The sequence below is a fragment of the Arthrobacter sp. SD1074B genome, assembly GCF_056780195.1.
In genome coordinates, this window is record NZ_JBRAZT010000001.1 from 3,909,043 (window position 1) to 3,928,906 (window position 19,864).

The 19,864-nt window shown below is 66.5% G+C and carries 14 protein-coding genes; 7 read left to right on the forward strand and 7 right to left on the reverse strand.

Translation table 11 applies throughout. From position 1 onward, the window contains the following. Nucleotides 1-3 precede the first annotated feature (3 nt). Together ACUYM2_RS18215 and ACUYM2_RS18220 are read right to left on the reverse strand one after the other, a co-directional pair. The gene (locus ACUYM2_RS18215) at nucleotides 4-660 is read right to left on the reverse strand and encodes a response regulator (protein ID WP_481601339.1); all 657 of its coding nucleotides are present in this window, start codon (nucleotides 658-660) and stop codon (nucleotides 4-6) included. Then, the gene (locus tag ACUYM2_RS18220; RefSeq protein WP_481601340.1) at nucleotides 657-1,931 is read right to left on the reverse strand and encodes a sensor histidine kinase; all 1,275 of its coding nucleotides are present in this window, start codon (nucleotides 1,929-1,931) and stop codon (nucleotides 657-659) included. The genes ACUYM2_RS18215 and ACUYM2_RS18220 overlap by 4 nt, the downstream gene beginning before the upstream one ends. Nucleotides 1,932-2,133: 202 nt before the next feature. Between ACUYM2_RS18220 and ACUYM2_RS18225 the strand changes: the two genes are divergently transcribed. Both ACUYM2_RS18225 and ACUYM2_RS18230 read left to right on the forward strand, forming a co-directional pair. Then, a complete protein-coding gene (locus ACUYM2_RS18225; protein ID WP_481601341.1) occupies nucleotides 2,134-3,231 on the forward strand; it encodes an ABC transporter permease in 1,098 nt (365 codons plus the stop codon). A 59-nt stretch (nucleotides 3,232-3,290) separates the two neighbouring features. Continuing rightward, nucleotides 3,291-3,989 carry an ABC transporter ATP-binding protein gene (locus ACUYM2_RS18230; protein ID WP_481601342.1) on the forward strand — a complete coding sequence of 233 codons (699 nt, stop codon included), beginning with the start codon at nucleotides 3,291-3,293 and terminating at the stop codon, nucleotides 3,987-3,989. Here the strand turns inward: ACUYM2_RS18230 and ACUYM2_RS18235 are convergent. From ACUYM2_RS18235 to ACUYM2_RS18255, 5 genes are all read right to left on the reverse strand, one after another. Continuing rightward, nucleotides 3,986-5,425, reverse strand: a complete 1,440-nt coding sequence (locus ACUYM2_RS18235; protein WP_481601343.1) for a phytoene desaturase family protein — start codon at nucleotides 5,423-5,425, stop codon at nucleotides 3,986-3,988. The genes ACUYM2_RS18230 and ACUYM2_RS18235 overlap by 4 nt on opposite strands. After that, complete coding sequence (locus ACUYM2_RS18240) at nucleotides 5,418-6,899, reverse strand: glycosyltransferase family 87 protein (RefSeq protein ID WP_481601344.1); 1,482 nt, start codon at nucleotides 6,897-6,899, stop codon at nucleotides 5,418-5,420. The genes ACUYM2_RS18235 and ACUYM2_RS18240 overlap by 8 nt, the downstream gene beginning before the upstream one ends. Before the next feature lie 221 nt (nucleotides 6,900-7,120). After that, complete coding sequence (locus tag ACUYM2_RS18245; protein ID WP_481601345.1) at nucleotides 7,121-7,357, reverse strand: hypothetical protein; 237 nt, start codon at nucleotides 7,355-7,357, stop codon at nucleotides 7,121-7,123. A gap of 569 nt (nucleotides 7,358-7,926) precedes the next feature. After that, entirely contained in the window at nucleotides 7,927-8,511 is a 585-nt protein-coding gene (locus tag ACUYM2_RS18250; protein ID WP_346958759.1) for a histidine phosphatase family protein, read from the reverse strand. Then, a complete protein-coding gene (locus tag ACUYM2_RS18255) occupies nucleotides 8,512-9,984 on the reverse strand; it encodes a CCA tRNA nucleotidyltransferase (RefSeq protein ID WP_481601346.1) in 1,473 nt (490 codons plus the stop codon). 219 nt (nucleotides 9,985-10,203) lie between these two features. Between ACUYM2_RS18255 and ACUYM2_RS18260 the strand changes: the two genes are divergently transcribed. The 5 genes from ACUYM2_RS18260 (at nucleotide 10,204) to trxA (ending at nucleotide 16,050) form a co-directional block, all read left to right on the forward strand. Then, nucleotides 10,204-10,704, forward strand: coding sequence for an NUDIX hydrolase (locus tag ACUYM2_RS18260; protein WP_481601347.1), 501 nt, complete (start codon nucleotides 10,204-10,206; stop codon nucleotides 10,702-10,704). 96 nt (nucleotides 10,705-10,800) lie between these two features. Further along, complete coding sequence (gene murJ, locus ACUYM2_RS18265) at nucleotides 10,801-12,882, forward strand: murein biosynthesis integral membrane protein MurJ (protein WP_481601348.1); 2,082 nt, start codon at nucleotides 10,801-10,803, stop codon at nucleotides 12,880-12,882. A gap of 171 nt (nucleotides 12,883-13,053) precedes the next feature. After that, on the forward strand, nucleotides 13,054-14,598 hold the full coding sequence (locus ACUYM2_RS18270; RefSeq protein ID WP_481601349.1) for an ABC transporter substrate-binding protein: 1,545 nt from the start codon (nucleotides 13,054-13,056) through the stop codon (nucleotides 14,596-14,598). Between the two features lie 130 nt (nucleotides 14,599-14,728). Continuing rightward, nucleotides 14,729-15,685 carry a thioredoxin-disulfide reductase gene (trxB, locus tag ACUYM2_RS18275; RefSeq protein ID WP_481601350.1) on the forward strand — a complete coding sequence of 319 codons (957 nt, stop codon included), beginning with the start codon at nucleotides 14,729-14,731 and terminating at the stop codon, nucleotides 15,683-15,685. A 38-nt stretch (nucleotides 15,686-15,723) separates the two neighbouring features. Beyond that, nucleotides 15,724-16,050, forward strand: coding sequence for a thioredoxin (trxA, locus tag ACUYM2_RS18280; RefSeq protein ID WP_481601351.1), 327 nt, complete (start codon nucleotides 15,724-15,726; stop codon nucleotides 16,048-16,050). Nucleotides 16,051-19,864 lie beyond the last annotated feature (3,814 nt).

A 19,864-nucleotide genomic window follows, 5' to 3' on the forward strand; every position in this document is an offset into this window, starting at 1 on the left:
TGCCTAGCCGCGCCGGATGATCCGCCGCTGTGCGGCCACGGCGATCGCCGCCGTGCGGTTGTCCACGCCCAGCTTCGCGTAGATGTGCACCAGGTGCGTCTTGACTGTCGCCTCGGAGATGAACAGCTGCCTGGCGATGGCCCGGTTCCCCAGCCCGGTGGCCAGCAGCTCGAGCAGCTGGATTTCCCGGGCGGACAGGGCCGGCCCGGGGTTGCGGATCCGCCCCAGCAGCCGCGCGGCGACCTCTGGGGCCAGCGCCGTCTGGCCGGCGGCGGCAGCCAGGACCGCTTGGCGGATCTGCTCCGGCGGCGCGTCCTTGAGCATGTAGCCGCTTGCGCCCGCCTCGACCGCAGCAAGGATGTCCGCGTCGGAATCGAACGTGGTGAGCACCAGCACGGGCGGCGCCGGTGTCCCGGCTTCGCCGCCCTTGATCCTTCCGGTCGCGGTGACTCCGTCCATGCCGGCGCCCATCTGCAGGTCCATGAGTACGACGTCGACCGGTTCACCGAGGGCGTGCAGCCGTGCCAGCGCGGCCAGCGCCGCGGCGCCGTCGGCGGCTTCCGCGGCGACGGTGATGCCGTCGAAATCGCCCAGCATAGCCCGCAGGCCGGCCCGGACAACCGGGTGGTCGTCGACCAGCAGCACGCGGATGCCGTTCATGGCCTTTCCTTTCCCAGCGGCAGCCGGATGGCCACCACCGTCCCGTCACCTGGCGCGGACTCGACGTCGAGGGTCCCGGCCAGCGCGGCGACCCGGTCCCGCAGCGATTTCAGTCCGTAGCCGGAGCCGTCGGCCCGGGGCCGCACTCCCGCCGGGTCGAACCCGGCGCCGTCGTCAAAGATATCCATGGCCACCTCGGTGCCCAGGAAGGACAGTGTCACGACGGCAGTGCCGGCGTTCGCGTGGGTCCACACGTTGGCGAGGCTGGCCTGCGCCGCGCGGAGCAGGGTGCTCCGGTAGGGGGCGGGGAGCTCCGGCGGGGTCCCGTCGACTTCGAGGCGGCAGCGCAGGACAGTGCCGCGCGCGGCCGCTTCCCTTTCCGTGGTTTCGCAGAGCCGGCGCAGGCTGTTCACCAGCGGGTTTTGTTCAAGTTCGGGCGGCTGCAGGCCGCGGACAAAGTTGCGCGCCTCGGCCAGGTTGGCGGCTGCCGTGTCCTGGACGGTCCGGAGCCGAGTCCGGGCCAGGGCCGTGTCCCCGGCGTCCAGCGCCCGTTCAGCCGACCGCCCCATCAGCACGATGCTGGAGAATCCCTGGGCCAGGGTGTCGTGGATTTCCCGGGCCAGGCGGGTCCGTTCCGCCAGGGTTCCCGCCTCGTGCTGGCTGCGGGCCAGCTCGGCCCGGGTGCGGCGGAGATCGTTGGCCGCCCGCCGCTGGTTTTCCGCTTCGAGGTACAGTGCACGGTAGGCCAGGCCGGTGACGACGGCGAACGCGGCCCCGAAGGCTGGGCCGAGCACCATCGGTAGCTGCGGCGCGCTCCCGGCCGGGCCGCCGTTGTGGAACCACAATGCCGTGATCACCAGCAGCGTGCTGGCCGTGATCGCGGCCAGTGCCGGGCCGCGGGGCAGCACGTGCAGCTGCAGGAAGAACAGCGGGAAGGCCAGCCAGACGAAGTCCGCGCTGCCCCAGACCAGCAGCAGCCAGAGCAGACAGACCACGCCCAGCCACCACGCGGAAAACCGGCGCGGGTCGAAGCGGCCGGGCCGGGCGGAGTGACGCTTCTCGAGCACCGTGCCGGCAAGGTACACGCCGGCGAGGCACAAGGCGAGGGCCAAGTGCAGCCAGCCCGCACCGTGGACCCCGGCGGCCAGCAGCCGCACCAGCGCCACGAGCAGCAGCACGGCGAATCCGACATGCAGGCTGACCCGCAGGACCCGCAGGACCACGGCGGCGCCGGCGGAGTCCTCCGCCGCCCCGCTGCTTCTGCCGTCCATGGTTTCAGCCTAGTGCCGCGCCCCGGCCGAAAGCCGGGAAACGTCCCCGGGAAAGCGGTCCCGGCGGCGAGGATCAACCTTTTGGTTGACCGGCGGGTCAACCCGACGGGCGCGGCAGACCATCCGGAGGCCTGATGGCACGACGAGCCCTCGGCGGGAGAGTGGAAGGGAGCGCAACCACTACCACCGACAAAGGACACCCATGTTTCTCGCCATCCGCGACATCCGCTTCGCCAAGGGCCGCTTCGCCCTGATGGGCGGCGTCGTCGCCCTCATCACCCTGCTGCTGGTGATGCTCTCCGGACTCACCGCCGGACTCGGCAACCAGTCGACCTCCGCCATTGCGGCCCTGCCCGCGGACCAGCTGGTCTTCGGCGCCCCCGCCGGCAGCAGCCCCGAGGCCTCCTTTACCGAATCCGAGGTCAGCGGCGCGCAGGTGGCCGCATGGTCCGCCCGTGATGGCATCGGGACAGCGGAGGCACTGGGCGTCAGCCAAGGCCGCCTGCAGGCCCTGGGCGACGGGGGACTCCCCGCGGGCACCGCCAACGTGGCCGTCTTCGGCGTGGGGTCCGGAAGCCGCCTGGCTCCGGCCCCGGTGGCCGACGGCACCGTGGTGATCGGCGCCGGGACGGCCAAGGACCTCAACCTCGCCGTCGGCAGCCGGGTAGCGGTGGGCGGCACCGAACTGGCCGTCTCGGCCGTGGTCCCGGACCAGTGGTACTCGCACACCAGCGTCGTGTGGACCTCGCTGGGTGACTGGCGGAAGCTGGCCCATCTTGCCGGAAACGACACCGTCGGCACGGTGCTCGCGGTCAGCTTCGAGAACGGCACCGGCGTCGACGTTGCGGCGGCCAACCGGGCGGCCGGAACCGTCAGCACCACCCGGGAAGGCTCCTTCCAGGCTCTCGGCTCCTACCGCAGCGAGAACGGTTCGCTCCTGTTGATGCAGGCCTTCCTCTACGGAATCTCCGCGCTGGTGATCGTGGCGTTCCTGACCGTCTGGACCGTGCAGCGTACCCGGGACATCGCCGTGCTCAAGGCGATGGGCGGCTCCTCGGGCTACGTACTTAGGGACGCAATGGTGCAGGCCGCGGTCGTCCTCGTCGCCGGAGCGGCTGCCGGAGGCACGGCGGGCCTGCTCGGCGGCCTGCTCGCCGCCCGGGCCGCACCGTTCCTCACCACCCCGCAGACCACCCTGCTGCCGGTTGCCGGGATTGTGATTCTAGGCCTGGCCGGGTCGGCGCTGGCCGTGCGGGGGATTACGCGCGTCGATCCGCTGCTGGCGCTCGGCGGGAACTGACCCCTCCGCCGCGCACCGCCCTTCGCCTAGCACACGAACATTCCTTGAAAGGCATATCTATGGAAACCGCTCTGAAGCTCAGCAACGTGACGCTCGAATACCCTGACGGCGAGGGGGTCCTGCGGGCCCTCGATGACGTCACCCTGGAAGTACGCCGGGGCGAATTCGCCGCTCTGGTGGGCCCGTCCGGGTCTGGAAAGTCCTCCCTGCTGGCCGTCGCCGCCACTCTGGTCCGCCCCACGTCCGGGTCGGTCGTGATCGCAGGCAGCGACGCCGGTTCCCTACCCGAGGCCGGACGGACGGCGCTGCGCCGGGACAGCATCGGGATCATCTTCCAGCAGCCAAACCTGCTGCCGTCCCTGACGGCGGTCGAACAGCTCGTGATCGCCGCCCATTTGCGGTCCGAACCACTCCGCGAGGCGAAGAACAAGGCCGCAACTCTGCTGGCACGCGTAGGCCTCGGTTCCGTGCTGGAGAAGCGTCCGCACCAGCTGTCCGGCGGGCAGCGCCAACGCGTAAACATTGCACGTGCGCTGATGGCCCGCCCGGCGGTCCTCCTGGTCGATGAGCCGACGGCGGCGCTGGACCACCACCGGAGCGAAGAGATTGTCCGGCTGCTCCGCCAGGTTACGGATGAGTTCGGCGTGGCCACCCTGATGGTCACACACGACACCGGACTGCTGTCCTCCACCGATGCCGTGGCTATGATGTGCGACGGCCGTCTTTCGGCGGCGGGAACCCTCGTGCCGGCGCCCTAGGTGCCCAGTCGCGGGACCGGGAGCCCGAACATGTCCTTCAATGCATATCTTGCTGCGTGGAAGCCGGGCATTCCACTCACCCCCGGGCCGGGCGGCGTCGAGGAGGAGCACAGATACAGGCCGGGAAGCGGCGTCCGCCACGGTACCGGGCTCAGCACCGGCCGCCGGAGCAGGCCGCGAAGGTCCATCGCCCCGGCGCTGAAGTCCCCACCAACGTAGTTCGCGTTGTACTCTCCGAGTTCCGCCGCCGTCGTCACCCGGTAGCCGACTACCAGTTCCCGGAACCCCGGCGCGAAACGTTCCAGCTGGGCCATGACTGCACCGCCCATGTCCACGGTGGACCCGGCCGGGACGTGGCAGTAGGTCCAGAGGATCTGCCGACCCGCCGGTGCCCTGGAGGGATCGAACCGGGACGGCTGGGAAACCAGGACATAGGGCCGCTCCGGGTGCCGGCCGGCGGCGACGAGGCGCTCCGCCGCTGCGGTTTCGGCTCGGGTTCCGCCCACGTGGACGGTCCCGGCGTCAGCGAGTTCCGGCGCCGCCCACGGCACCGGGCCGGACAGGATGAAATCGACTTTGCAAGCGGCGTTGCCGAAGCGGAAGGACTCGAGGGCACGGGTGTAGCCGGCGGGGAGGCGGCCGTCGGCGATCCGAAGCAGTCCGGGCGGCGCGACATCCAGCAGGGTGGCCCGGACCGGCGGAAGGTCGGACAACGAGTCAATCCGCATCCCGGTCTGCACCACGCCGCCGTGGGCTTCGATGTCCGCCACCATCGCCCGGGCGATCGCCGCAGAGCCGCCCACCGGGATGGGCCAGCCGCCGGCGTGCCCGAGGGCACCCAGCAACAGGCCCGCGCCGGCGGCAGGCAGCGTCGGCAGCGGAGCCACGGCGTGCGCGGCCACCCCGGTCAGCAGTGCCGGAGCCAGTTCCTCGCGGAACCTCGCGTCCCACAACCGCGTGCCCTGCTCCAGGGTCCGCAGCCCGAAGACGGCGGCCGCCAGCGGCCGCCGCGGAACCCGGAGCAGCTGGTTCAAGGTCAGGTCGGCAACGCCCTCCAGCCGGTCCACCAGGGGTGACATCAGGCGGCGGTAGGCCTCGCCGTCGCGCCCCAGGGCCGCGGCGGTCCGTTCCAGCGAGCGGTAACCCAGCGCCGCCCGCCCGCCGTCCAGGGGGGCACCGTGGGAAAGTTCGGGGACCTCCAGCCGGATCCGCCGGGACAGTTCAAACTCCCGGAAAAAGGGTGACGCCAGGACCATCGGATGCACCGCGGAACACACGTCATGGACGTGTCCGGGCTCGATCAGCTCGGTGGTCCGGAGCCCGCCACCTACGGCACCGGCAGCCTCGTATACGTGCACCGCCAGCCCGGCCCGGGCCATGGTCACCGCGGCCGCCAGCCCGTTGGGACCGGACCCGACGACGGCTACATCAGGCACGGGTATCAGCCCCGGCGTGGGCGTGCCGCCATGGCAGCACAGAAGCTCCGGGCCGCCGCAGGTTCAGCCGCAGCCAGTCCGGGGCGCCGTCGAATGGTCCGCCGTGCGGGTCGTCCACGCCGCCCCGGCGCACGACGTCGTAGCGCGGGTCGCAGATGTCCCACACCACACGCGCCATGAGATAGCCCGTGGCAAGCATGTGGGCCACTACGGCGAGGACGTAGTAGGGCATGTCAATGTTGTGCTGGGTGGGACCTCCGCTGGTCACCTGGCCCAGATACATCCAGATGGCCGCCCAGTGCAGGCCCTCAATGGCCTGCCAGATCAGGAAGTCCCGCCACCTGGGCCTGGCCAGGGCCAGCAGCGGAATCAGCCAGAGCACAAACTGCGGCGAATACACCTTGTTGGTGAGGATGAAGGCGGCCACGATCAGGAACACCAACTGGGCGAGCCTCGGCCTTCGCGGCGCCGCGAGGGCGAGGGCGGCGATCAGTACGCAGGCGAACAGGAAGAGGTCCAGGGCCGCGCCGTTGATCGCCTCGGCTTCCAGCGGCTTCCAGCCCAGGCGTCCGGCAACGAGGTTGTACGCGAACCAGGGGGAGCTGTAGCCCGCAGGCCGTGATTCGGTGAACTGGTAAAAGTACTTCCAGCCAGACGGGTCGCCGGTGGCAGCCGGGATGTTCACGGCCAGCCAGGTCGCGGCAGCAGCGCCTGCGGTAACCAGGAAGGGGCGGAACTTCCCAGTGCGGAGGGCCAGTACCAGGACTGCGCCCAGGATCAGCAGCGGGTAGAGCTTGGTCGCGGTGCCGAGGCCGATGAACAGGCCGGCCAGGAGCAGCTTGTTCCTTGAGAAGAAGTACATGCCCAGGGCCAGCAGCGCGACGGCCCACATGTCCCAGTTGATGAAGCCGGCGAGGACGATGCCCGGGGCGAGGGCCACCATGGCGGCGTCCCAGGACCGGCGGCGCGCGGTCCGCGCGGTGGCCAGCACGGTGACGATCCAGACTGCGGCGATCAAGGTGGCGTTGACGTCGAAATAGCCCAGGACGCGGGCATTGCTCACGCCCTGGCCCGGGACCAGCAGCGCCGTGGCACCGGCGATGAACCCCATCAGCACGGGGTACTCGAAGAAGCTGCCCGCGGTGAGGAACGGGAAGGCGCCGTCCCCCAGGCCGCGGTTCCTGAAGAGTTCCGGGAAGTCCGAGTAGCAGGTGGCATAGAACTGGCCGGGGGATTCCCATCCCTTGCTGCGGCAGTAGCTCTTCAGCAGGATCCCTGCCAGGGCTGCCAGGACGGTAAGCAGGACGAGGACCCGTTCCACTGTGAAGACCCCAGGGGAGACCATGCCGGGTGCAGTGCGCCGGCCCAGCGGGCCCCCGACAAGTTCGGTGAAGTTCCGCAACAGCAGGTCGCTACGGCTTGGGACTACCAGTCGGGTCCGCTTGCGGTTCTCCGGCGGCATTGTCTCCTGCATGCCTTGAGCTTACCGGGGCCGCAGCGGTCTGCGGTGGCAGGCCCCAGGGGACGGTGACAGGGACCGGGGCCGGCAACTGCCGCGGCGGCGAGGGGGCGGTTAAAACAAGCAGCCCACGCGTTGCCGCGTGGGCTGCTTGGGGTTCGGATACGAGGGTCCTCATCGATTTCTCCTTCGCCGGGCACGTTCGTTGCCGTGGTCTGGGCCGAGGCGCCGAGGCATCAGCGGAGGAGTCCCATCTGGTGCATGGCAAGGAAGATGTCTTCGCGACGCTGCTCAAGCAACTGGGCGTTGAAGCGCGTCTTGTCCTTGCGCACGGGGTGTGAGTTGAAGATCAGTACGCCCTGCAGTTTCCGGATCATGGTGGTCACCTCCCCTCGGGGGTGCTGGAAGGAACGGTGGCTTCGGAGGCCCCGCCCGGCGGCGCGGCGGGAGGTTGAACCTGTTGCAACAGTCACAATGGACCTTTCGTCGTTATGGAAATAGGAATGTAATTGGGCACGACAAATAGGGCCCCTGAAAATGGAGGAATGCAGCCCTAATGAGGCGTGGTAATGCCCGGCATTAATCGAGTGACCTTTAAAAAGGCGAAAGAATAGCCCCGGACGCTGCGCGCCGCAACCCCAACAAAGAAGCTGGGTTCCGAACTATGGGGATACTGCGCAACCGCGTGGTCCGCTGGGTCAGACGTTCCGTCCCGGTCGTCCTGCGGGAACAACCTGGCGATCTTCCGGTTCCGGCTTCAGGCCGGGAAGGGTGGAGCGATCAGGCGGACAGTCCGACATTCAGGCGCGCGGCAGCGACAGAGGCCGGGTTTGCGGTGAGGGTGTACATCCATCCGCTAGTCAAAGTAATCATTTTTCCCAACCTCCTTTTCTGTTCTGCCGTGGCTCCGGCTGACTGGCCGGGCGACGTGCGCCGTGGGCCCCGGCAGGTCGCTCTGGGGTCAGAAATAAAAATACACCATGAATGCGGCAGTTGACCACCGAATTCATAAACTTTTGCGGAAAACTGTTCCCGGCGGAGTTTATAAGCCCCAACGCACAACGGCGGGAGTCTTCTTGTCCCAGCCAAGCGTGCATACTTTCGCGGTTCCCAGCACAAAGTGCCGGCCTTCGTGGGCATCGAGCCCAAGCCACCGGGCAGTGAGGATACGGGAAAAATGGCCGTGCGCCACGATCAGGACGTTGTCCAGGCCTGATTCGAGGACGCGGGCCACGATCTTGTCCGCGCGGGCGGCAACGTCGTCGAGGGCTTCCCCGTTGGGGACGCCGTGGGTCCAGATCAGGTAGTCAGGGTTGTCCTTGCGGATCAGGTCCGAACTGATGCCTTCGTACTCCCCGTAATCCCATTCCACCGCCAGGGGTTCCTGCTGCGCGTCCGGGAAGCCTGCCAGCTCCGCGGTCCGTCGTGCCCGGCGCAACGGGGAGGTCAGCACGAGGTCGAAGTCAACGGCGTCGAGCACCTTCCGCGCTTCCACGGCCTGCTGCTCGCCTTCCACCGTGAGCGGCAGGTCGGTGAGCCCGGTGTACTGGCCGCTCTTGGACCATTCCGTTTCACCGTGGCGCAGGATCCAGAGCTGGGGACGGGGACCGTTGGAAGGTGCAATCACTTATGACTCCTCAGTTGGGGAAACGTCGAGGGCGGCAGCTTCCGGCTGCGCCGCCCACCATTCGTGCAGCTTGGCCTCGGCCACGGCGGGCTCCAGCGGTCCGTGTTCCATCCGCTCTTCCAGCAGGAACTTGTAAGCCCGCCCCACCACCGGACCTGGTTTCAGCCCCAGCAGCGCCATGATCCGGCCGCCGTCGAGGTCGGGGCGGACGGCATCGAGCGATTCCTGCTCGCGCAGCGCGGCGATGCGCGCCTCAAGGTCGTCATAGGCAAAGGCCAGCCGCTCGGCCTTGCGCTGGTTGCGCGTGGTCACGTCCGAGCGCGTCAGCCGGTGCAGGCGCTCCAGCAGCGGCCCGGCATCGGTGACGTAGCGGCGGACCGCCGAGTCGCTCCAGCCGGCCTCTCCGTAACCGTAGAAGCGCATATGCAGTTCCACGAGCCGGGCCACGGCCTTGATCGTGTCATTGTCGAAGCGGAGCGCCTTCATCCGCTTGGACGTGAGCTTGGAGCCCACCATGTCGTGGTGGCGGAAGCTCACCGCGCCGCCGGGCTCGAAGCGACGCGTTGCCGGCTTGCCGACGTCGTGCATCAGGGCAGCGAACCGCAGCACGAAGTCCGGGCCCGGCACGGGGCCTTCCGCATCGGATTCCAGCGACGCGGCCTGCTCCAGGACTTGCAGGGAGTGCTGGTAGACGTCCTTGTGGCGGTGGTGCTCGTCGGACTCCAGCCGCAGGGCGGACACTTCGGGCAGCACGAACTCGGCGAGCCCCGTCTCCACCAGCAGGTCCACGCCGGTCCGGGGCCGGTCGGCGCAGATCAGCTTGACCAGTTCGTCGCGGACGCGCTCGGCGGAGATGATCTTGATCCGCTCGGCCATTTTCGTCATGGCTTGCCGCACATCCGGATGCACCGCCACGCCCAGCTGGGCCGCGAAGCGGGCGGCGCGCATCATCCGCAGCGGATCGTCGGAGAAGGAGTCTTCCGGTGATCCGGGGGTGGCGAGCGTGGAGGAGTGCAGGTCCCGGACGCCGCCGAACGGGTCCACCAGTTCCATGGCAGGCAGTCGCAGGGCCATGGCGTTGATCGTGAAGTCCCGGCGCAGCAGATCATCGGTGAGCGAGGTTCCAAACGCCACGACGGGCTTGCGTGACTCCGGATCGTAGGCCTCGGCGCGGTAGGTGGTGATCTCGATCTGGAACCCGGACTTGCGCATGCCGATCGTTCCGAAGGCGCGCCCGATCTCCCAGTAATTGTCGGCCCACTTTTTGATCAGCGCCACCGTCTGGTCCGGCGTCGCGTCCGTGGTGAAGTCCAAGTCCGGCGATATCCGGCCCAGGAAGAGGTCACGCACGGGTCCACCCACGAGGGAGAGTTCATGACCGGCGTCGACAAAGCGCTGCCCAAGCTCGAGGACCACCGGGTCTACCTGGAAATCGACGGTGTGGGGGTCAGTCTGGTGATGTGCGTGCGCCATAGTCTCTTAAGCTTGTCAGAAATCCCGGCCAGCACCACACCATGGCGGTCCACGGTCCGCCGGTACCCGCGGCGCGGAGCGGAAGGGACAGCCGATCCAGTTTCCCGCCCGGCCATTTTCCTGTCATGTTTAGGTCATCAAGTCCCGGCAAGAGTCGTTAGAGTGGACTTCATGGCCCATCCCGTACCGAGCGCTCCCGGCAGGAGGACAAACGCACCGTTGCCATCGGCAATCGGTGCCAACGTCGCGCCCGTGCAGCACCCGGGACAGGCTTCGCTGCCGACCGTCGAGGAAGTCTCCGCCGGCGGTGTGGTGGTGGATACCTCCGACGCCGAACTGCGGGTCGCCATCATCGCCCGCCTCAACCGCGGCGGACGCCTTGAATGGTGCCTGCCCAAAGGCCACCCCGAGGGCAAGGAAAGCAACGAGGAAGCCGCCGTCCGTGAAATCGCGGAGGAAACCGGGATCGAAGGCAAGATCCTCGCACCGCTTGGCAGCATCGATTACTGGTTCACCGTCAGCGGACACCGCGTCCACAAGACCGTCCACCATTATCTGTTGCAGTCCACCGGCGGGGAACTGACCATCGAAAATGATCCGGACCACGAAGCGGTGGACGTCGCCTGGGTGCCCATCCACGAGCTCGCCCGCAAGCTCTCCTTCCCGAATGAACGCCGCATCGCGGACCTTGCCCGGGAAGTCCTGCCCGAACACCGCTGAGGCGGCCCGCGCCCGGCAGTCCGCGCCGTCGGACTCCGCGCCGTCCCGCTGCCCGGATTACGCATAAAGGCGCGCACGGGTGAGACGATGAAGCTAATGTCTTCCGCCAAGCCCCGATCAGCAAAGCCCACCCCCTCCGGGAACGACGAGCCCCAGGCCGCCCATTCCGGAGAGGCGCGTTCCAGCGCCGTCATGGCCGCCGGAACCCTGGTGTCGCGCTTCCTGGGCTTCGGAAAAACCTGGATGCTGGGAGCCGCCCTGGGCCTCGGATCCACGGTGACCGACACCTTCATCAACGCCAACAACCTGCCGAACCTGATCTTCCTGCTGGTAGCCGGCGGCGTGTTCAACGCCGTCCTGGTGCCCCAAATCATCAAGGCCAGCAAGGCACCGGACCGCGGCGCGGACTACATCAGCCGGCTGCTGACCCTGGCGATTGTCGTGCTGCTCTCGCTCACCCTGCTGGTGACCCTCCTGGCGCCCTGGGTGATCGAACTGACCACGCAGGGCTATTCGCCGGCTCAGAAGTCACTCGCCGTCGCCTTTGCGTTCTGGTGCCTGCCGCAGATCTTCTTCTACGGCCTGTACGCCCTGCTCACCCAGATTCTTAACGCGAACGGCGCCTTCGGGCCAGCCATGTGGGCGCCGATCCTGAACAATATTGTCGCGATTGCCGGCCTGGGTATGTTCATCGGGATCCTTGGCGCCAACGAGACCAACCCCCACACGCTCGACAACTGGGGCTCTTTCCAGACCTTCCTGGTGGCCGGGTTCTCCACGATCGGTGTGGTGGCGCAGACAGCCATCCTGCTGGTTCCAGTGTTCCGGCTGCGGCTGGGCCTGCGGCCCCGCTTCGGCTGGCGCGGGGTCGGCCTGGGGCAGGCAGCAAAGCTGAGCGTGTGGACCCTGGCCACCGCTGCCGCAGGGCAGCTGGCATTCCTCTACGTCATGCGCATCGCCACCATCCCTGGTGCCGAGCGCCTCCGGCTTGAACGCGCCGGAAACCATGCCGCGGCGGCAACCCTGCCCGGCAACGCCGTGCTGGAAGTGGCCAGCCAGCTGTACCTGCTCCCGCACTCCATCATTGCCCTCTCGCTGGCCACCGTGCTGTTCAACCGCATGACCCGCGCCTCCCAGGACGGCAACCGGGCCGAACTGCGCAGGGCGCTGTCGCACGGCCTGCGGACCATGGCCGTCGCCACGGTGTTCGGTGCCCTGGCGCTCTTCGCCCTCGCGGGACCGCTGGGCATGTTCTTCTCGGGCGGCCAAAAACAGGACGGCGTTATGCTCGCCCAGACGCTGACCATCCTGGCCTTGAGCACTCCGTTCATGAGCGCGAACTTCATGATGTCGAGGGTCTTCTATGCCAACGAGGATGCCCGGACCCCCTTCTTCATCCAGCTGGTGCTGGCTTTCGTCAACGTGGTGGCGGCCTTCTTCATCCAGTTCCTGCCCTTTGACCAGATCATCTTCGCGATCGCGATCCTTTACACCGGCGGCAACATCCTCTCCGTCATGGTCAGTGCGTTCTTCCTCCGCCGCCTGCTGGGCCACCTGGACGGGCCGCGCGTGGCCAGCTCCTACATCCGGATGGGTTACGCGGCGCTCGGTTCGGCCATCGCCGGGGCCGGCGCACTGTGGCTGATGGGCAGCTACCAGGCCGACGGCTTCGCTTGGAGCAGCCGGCCCGCCGCCCTGGTGACGATCGTCGTCGTCGGACCTGTGATGCTCGCCATCTACCTCGTCCTGCTGAAGGTCCTCCGGGTCACCGAACTCCAGGACCTGCTGCAGCCGCTGCTGGGACGTCTGCGCCGCACTCCCGCCGCTCCGGGCCCGGAGACCGCTCCCGGGGGCGGCGGCGCTGACGCTAGTGCTCCCGCAGTTCCGGCGGCGGCCCGTCCGACGCCGGAACGCGCCACCACTTCGGTGGACACCGGTCTGATTCCCCGCATCTCGGGCGAGTTCGATGCCGCTTCGTTCCGCGCGGGCCCGGCCCTGGGCCGGCAGGACGCCCAGGGCTGGGCGGCCGACGGCGGGTACCTGCCTGAGGAGGAGACTCCCGGTACCGCCCAGGGCAGCCAGGGCCGCGGGGAGATTCCGCTGCCGGGGCGCCGGACGTACCAGGGCCAAGCCGGACACAATCCCTACTTCCCGTTCGACCGGCGCAGGAAAAAATGACGTGCAGCCGGTTCGCGCTGCCTTAGGTCACGTGGCGCGGACACTGCATCGGCTAGGATCGAAGACTAACAAGGGGAGTTGCAGACCAGGGGTCAACCGGCTTTACCGGGGCCTGGGGTGACCGACAAAGTCATCGAGGCCAGCAGTTCCCGGACAGCCTAGGAGGAGCCCGTGTCCCACCCGATCGATGTCGGATCAGTACTTGGCGGCCGTTACAAGGTCACAGCCACTGTACTGACCTCGCATGACCAGGATCTGGTGCTGGACGGAGTGGACCAGGTTCTTAACCGGCCGGTGAGCATCCTTGTGGCCGGTCCGGATAACGCCGACCAGGTGGCGCAGAGCGCCCGTGAGGTGGCAACCGGCGAGCGGCCCGGGCATGTCCAGATCCTCGATCTCGGGGTCAGCGACGCCGCGACCTACCTCATCACCAACCACACCTCGGCCGCCGACCTGCTGGACCTTGTGGTGAGTTCCAACCCGCCGTACGTGGAACCGTTCTTCACCGACACGCTGGGCAGCGAGATCTTCGGGCAGCCGCGGTCCCATGAGCCTGAGACCTATGACGGACTCTACGACGACGAGGAAGTCGACGCGGGGTACATCAACTATGCGGAGCCCCAGCACCAGGCGGGTCAACTGCCACCGGCGCCGTCGGCGCCGGCTCAGCGCGTTCCCGCCCCGCCGGCGGCTTCGCCGGCCGCGGGCCCCCGCGGTGCCGGTGCAGCGGCCGCCGGGGTAGCCGCGGGAGCGGCCGGAGCCGCCGCGGCAAACGCGGCAAAGTCCCCGAAGACCGCGCCGCAGGAAACTGCTGCGCAGCCAACGGCCGCACAGCCCGTCCAGCCTGCCCCGAAAACGGCACCCGCGGAAGAGTCACCCAAGGTGTCCCGCTGGGAAGATGACGACTACGACGACGCCGTGCCTGATCAGCGGACAACAGCGCTGGAGGCAGCAGCCTTCTCAGGGGCCGGTGCCGACCGGGCTGCACGCAGTTTCCCGGCGTCCGCCAAAAAAAGGCCGGCCGAGGACCGCTACGACGACGACAACGACGACGAGTCAGCGCGCCGCGAACCCCGGTCCATGCGGTGGCTTGTCGGCGCCCTGCTGGCGGCCGTCCTAGTCATCGGCCTCATCTTTGCCGTAACCAACCTTGGCGGACTCTTCAAGGGAAGTACCCCTGAAGCCGGCAAGTCCACGGCTCCCGGCGCGAGCACGCAGGCGCAGTCGGCATCGCCGTCTGCCAGCGAAAGCGCACCGCCGGCCGCTGTGCCACCGGCGATTGAATCGGTCAGCCGGATCGGCAACTTCGACTTCGCCGCGACCTATGACGGGGACCTTGTCAAGACCTTCGACGGCAACGCCGCCAGCTACTGGTCCGACATGGAATTTGCCAACGACGCCTGGGGCGGTTTTGCCCCTGACGGCGTTCCGCTGGTCGTCAAACTGAAGGCGCCGGCCCAGATCTCTTCGGTGACGCTGAGCCAGCTCGGCGCGTCCGGCGGCAACATCAGCGTCTTCACCAATAGCCGGCCCTCGCTGGATGGTGCGAAGCAGGTGGGGAGTAACAGCTTCACCTCGCCGGAGCTCACCATGCCGCTGCAGGAACCTGTCACGGCGCAGTACGTGATCGTTTCCATCAAGAGCCTGCCAAAGCTGGCCGCGCCCAAGACCCGCTACGGCTACGGGCTGCGCCTGGCTGAGATCAAGATCCAGTAACAACCGCCCTGGGCCGCACATCCCTGCGCCAGCACCGGTGCGACCGGAATATTCAGCTCCCCGCCATAGTTGTGCCATGTGGCCGGCCACCCAGGCGGGCGCATCGACAAAGGAAGAGGTTCACCGTTCAGTGAGCAACGCAGAAAACACCGCGTCCGAAGTACGTGATGTCATCATCGTCGGCTCCGGACCCGCCGGCTACACAGCCGCGGTATACACGGCACGCGCCAACCTGAAACCGCTGCTCCTCGCCGGATCGGTTACTGCCGGCGGTGAGCTGATGAACACCACCGACGTCGAAAACTACCCGGGCTTCCCGGAAGGCATCATGGGTCCGGACCTGATGGAGAACTTTGAGAAGCAGGCCGCGCGCTTCGGCACCGAAATCCAGTTTGAGGACGTCACCGAACTGGATCTCGACGGCGACATCAAGACCGTCACGATCGCCACGGGGGAGACCTTCCAGGCACGTTCCATCATTCTGTCGACCGGTTCTGCCTACCGCGAGCTCGGCCTGCCGAACGAAAAGCGCCTTTCCGGCCACGGCGTGAGCTGGTGTGCAACCTGCGACGGTTTCTTCTTCAAGGACCAGGACATCGCCGTGATTGGCGGCGGCGACTCGGCGATGGAGGAGGCACTGTTCCTCACCAAGTTCGCGAAGTCGGTCACCGTGGTGCACCGCCGCGATACGCTGCGTGCGTCCAAGATCATGGCCGACCGCGCCCTGGCCCACGAGAAGATCAACTTCATCTGGAACACCGGTGTGGAGGATGTGCTCGGCGGCGACAAGGTCACCGGACTTCGGTTGAACAACCTGCTTGACGGCACCGAGACGGAACTTGCCGTGACCGGCGTGTTTGTGGCGATCGGAAACGATCCCCGCACCGATCTCGTCAAGGGAAAGCTGGACCTTTCACCCGAAGGCACCATTGCCGTCGACGGCCGCACTTCCAAGACCAGCGTCAAGGGCGTCTTCGCAGCCGGTGACGTCATCGACCCGACCTACCGCCAGGCCATCACCGCTTCGGGATCCGGCTGTGTCGCCGCCCTCGACGTAGAGCACTACCTCGCTGACCTCCACGCCTAATCAGCGCGCGGCAATCAACCCAAGAGAGAGACAAGGTTATGAGCAACGCTAAAGATGTAACAGACGCTAGCTTCAGCACCGATGTGCTGGGAGCCGACAAGCCCGTCATCGTGGACTTCTGGGCCGAATGGTGCGGACCCTGCCGCAAGCTCAGCCCGATCCTCGACGAGATTTCCGTTGAGTATGGCGAGAAAGTCAACGTCGTCAAGGTCAATGTTGATGACAACCCGGCCATCGCTGCCGAGTACGGCATTACCTCCATCCCGGCCGTCTACCTGTTCCAGGGCGGCGAAGTAAAGAGCACCGTTATTGGCGCACGGCCGAAGCAGTTCTTCGAAAAGGAATTCGCGGACGTGTTGTCCTAGGCTGCAGCGCGCCGGCCGGACTACCCGGTCGCTCGGCCGGCCAAGCGGTGGTCCCCACTTCGAGAGTGGGGGCCACCGCCTTTTTTGTGGGTTGTACAGGTATGCCGCGGAGAGCCGACGATCCCGCCGGAACGCGCCCGGGAGGGCGGGAACCGTCCGCAGTGCAGGCCTGATGGGGCTGACCGGGATACTGGCATCCGGAGCGTGGACCCGGAACCAGACCCGGAGCCAGCTTCATCCCGGTATTGGTTCTGTTTTCGGTGATGAAACTGGACATTATTGATTTGTCTTCGGATGTTTCCTGAGGTTCGGCGAGATGGATTCCACGGTTAGCCCTACCCGGGGTAGGCGGACCACAGCGCCCGGTTCGCCTAGATGGTCGGAGATCACCGGCGGTCGCGCGCGATGCGGCTAGTAGCGGGTGGATGCGAGCCCGAGGCTCGGCATGCCCGGGGCTGTGCCGGCAAACTGGTCCAAAGTCCTGCGCTTAGCGGAGCTGTGTGGGCGCTGGAGGAAGCCCGTCGTCGAAGGATGGTAACTTGTTTGTTCGCGACAAGAGACGAGGCCTTGGTTGAATGGCGGCGCTGTCACGGTGGGCCACCTGGTGGCAACCAACCTGCTGGGGGGCCGTGCTCGGGTTTACTGCTGGATTGCGGAACGTTCCGTCTCGACGGCACCTAGACCGCCCGGGTACCCCCTGCGGGTGCCTGTTTCACGTGAAACATTGCAGTCCTCGTCGGGCTCGGGTTGCCAACTGCCCCAGTGGCCTCGATAGAGCGAATACACGTGCTCTCCCCGCCATTTTCAAGTCGCGAGCGGCTTCCTACGGTGCAGCTGTCTGCGACTTCTACATCTGTTGTAGCCGATTGCACTGTTTCACGTGAAACTATGGCTTGCGGCGGCCATGGAGTCTTCTCGGCCGTAGGCAGCGTCTGGGTTGCAGATCATCACCTTGTCCGCCCCGTCCGAGTAACCGGGCTGCTTGCACCGCAGTCCTGGCGCGATTGGTCGCAACCACCAGGCCCTAAGACCGTGTTTCACGTGAAACATACCTGCGCCGGCATTGTAGTGCGATGTTGTCCTGGAATACCCGCCTACCCGGACTGCTACCGCGACCGGAGGTCATGTAACGGTAGTCAGCTATTAAAAGGCGGCATCGTGCATCCCAGTAGCGCCTGGATAGACACTGTAGCCTGGGCAGGGCACCGCTGAAAAACTGCAGCCAGCTGCTTTGCATCACTGTTCTTTGGAGGACAAGGCTGCGGTACAGTGCCGGCTCTGGATGCTCCCGACAGCCACACACGCCCGAATATCCGGCTGCCAGATATCATGGCAACGGAAACCTCGAACGCCCTGTGAATCTACCTCGTCTTGTTTCACGTGAAACAGCGGTCCGATTGTGAGCGCAGAAGTGACTGTACGCTCTGAAGATACTTCAAACCAAGCTCAACCACTGGTGTGCCGCTACCGGAGGCTGAGAGGCGCATGGAAGCCAAGGTAGCGTCCGATTTCACAGCCGTCAGCCTCTGAACCGTGTTGTGATACAGCAAAGGAACAACGGGGAGAATTCCATTGATCGCCAAAAGGTGGGGGGGAGTGGATCCGAAAGTCACTGCACGGTAGCCCGCTACTCGCCGGGGCGCATGCACCGCCAAGGCAGTTCCACAGCTCCCTTCACGAAAGTTCGAAGGACAAGCATTCCCATGGCGCCTGACACAGTCTGCTACCGCTGGTGCCGCCCTATCACGAGCGTACGAGCAGCCTCCGCCGCAGCACGTACACCTGCCTACTGGGGCCCGCAGCAACCGGGGCAGGAACCACGACCGCGGGGGCGAAGGCAGCGCATTCCGCCTTTGATCCGCCGCGGGCATCCCGAAACTGCCTCTAGACCTCAACCTCGGGATTTGCGGCAACAATGAGGGACCGCTACTGCGGAGTTGGCACAGTTCCGGCAGGTCGGGCTACTCGTGAGTGTCGACCCAGGGCCACCGGGGCACAGGTGGTCTGGCGCCTCCTTGATCATTGCTCACATGGGTCAGACATATTGCCTCAGAAAAGTTGGACATAAATTCCACGCGTCGCCCTGATCAGTGGTGACGCCTGGCGTGGTTGACCAACACCCTAATCGCGCCATCCCGGGACCGGGGCCAGCGTACGCCATGGAAGGAGTAGTACCAGGCACCCGATCACCGCTCCGCAGACTGCACATTGAGGCTGGGAAGGTTCGCGTGCAGCGCGGCATCGGCGGGCCCCAACCTGCCGGGCCAATGCACCCGACGAACAACTTCTTTCCTGGCACTGAGTGCGCCGTCTTGCGCAGAATTGCGCACACGTTATACCTCTCTGCCGCCAGTGGCTCGTAGGCGACGCCAGTCGGGCGCAAGGCGGCCTCAGTCTTCCCCATCCGACGCGGTGGAGTCTCGCATCGCTGGTTGAGTCGAACGCCCCAATGGACGCGGCGCGCCCCACTTTCCCGGTACTTATGCACAATGTTATCCACAAGTCACCTCGGTACTACACACAGCATTATCCACAGGCGATTTACCTTGGGGCATTGGCCACACGATGTATCTTCAAGGCTGTCGGCCGGGAGAGCGAAACCGGCGCCCTCTTCCGCATTCGAACACGCTCAGTGCGTGTTACCGCGCCCCCGTAAAATCCCATGAAAATTAACCACAGGGCGTGGATTTTGGCAGCACAGTCGCGCGTCAGAATTGTCCGGTGTAGTTCGTCGTACCGTTTCACGTGAAACAATGCGTGGTGGCCCTCAGAGCAAGCAAGGCTCGGTCCCTTGGATCGACGCCTGCCGACACGGCAGTCGACCCGGGCGCTCCAAGCACAGGAAGTAATCCACAAAGTTATCCACAGGGATATCCACCGCTGATGCCGCCGACGCACCGCAGCTCGAAGTACCAGTTCGAGGCATAGGCCATAGGGGCCTGGCCCGGATGTGGGGGTTGACCACGAGCATTGAAGAGGGGACGACGATCACGAGCTCGCCGAATAAATGCACAATGCCGCGCAAGGGATCCGCAGGAATCGGAGCCAAGGGACTGGAGTACCGCGAGTGCTGCAGACTCACATCATCCGGCCAGGTGGACGAGCTCCGCCAGGGACTAGCTGGCGCACATGTGGGCCCGCTGGAGGCGCAGGCCGAGCGGCTTCAGGGCACCTCCAGTCCTACCGGTGCAGCCCGACTGCGTAGTGGCGTAGCGCCGTCCCAGGACGGTACGCCCCGCCACGCGACCGAAGGCTCGTTCGCCCGGTGGACGTCCCCGGGGGAGCGGAGCCCTAGCGTCGTAGTATCCGCAAGTGGAAGCTGGCAGAGCCCCGCTGGCCTGTCTCACTTGGGAGACGATCATGGGCCTCAGGCTGCCCCGCTGCCACCTCGTCCAGACGGCCCCCCGGCTGCCACCCCGATGGAATCCTTCATCACTGGAACTACAAGCGATGGTGCGCTGCCGTGACCCCGTAGCGGGCAAGTTGTCCGGGCAAATATCAGCCCCGCCAGAGGACCACGAGACCCTGGCTGATGATCCTGAGGGAGCGCGGGGACGGGCTGAAGTTGACCGGACACATACACGCCCAGCCCCTCGTTCTCCACGATCGGATGGTGCATCAGCGGTCGTGCCGGTGCGGTCGGTTCTGAGGCACCGCGTGGGGGTCCAACTGCGGGCTGCGCTGCCCGTGGAATCCAGTGGGCCGCTGTTTCACGTGAAACCTCTCAGCCCGACCGGCAGGGGCGTTGCTGAACGTCCCATTCTTGAAGCCACCGGTGGATTCAAGCCAGGCGGGGCCTAATGAACGAGATTTG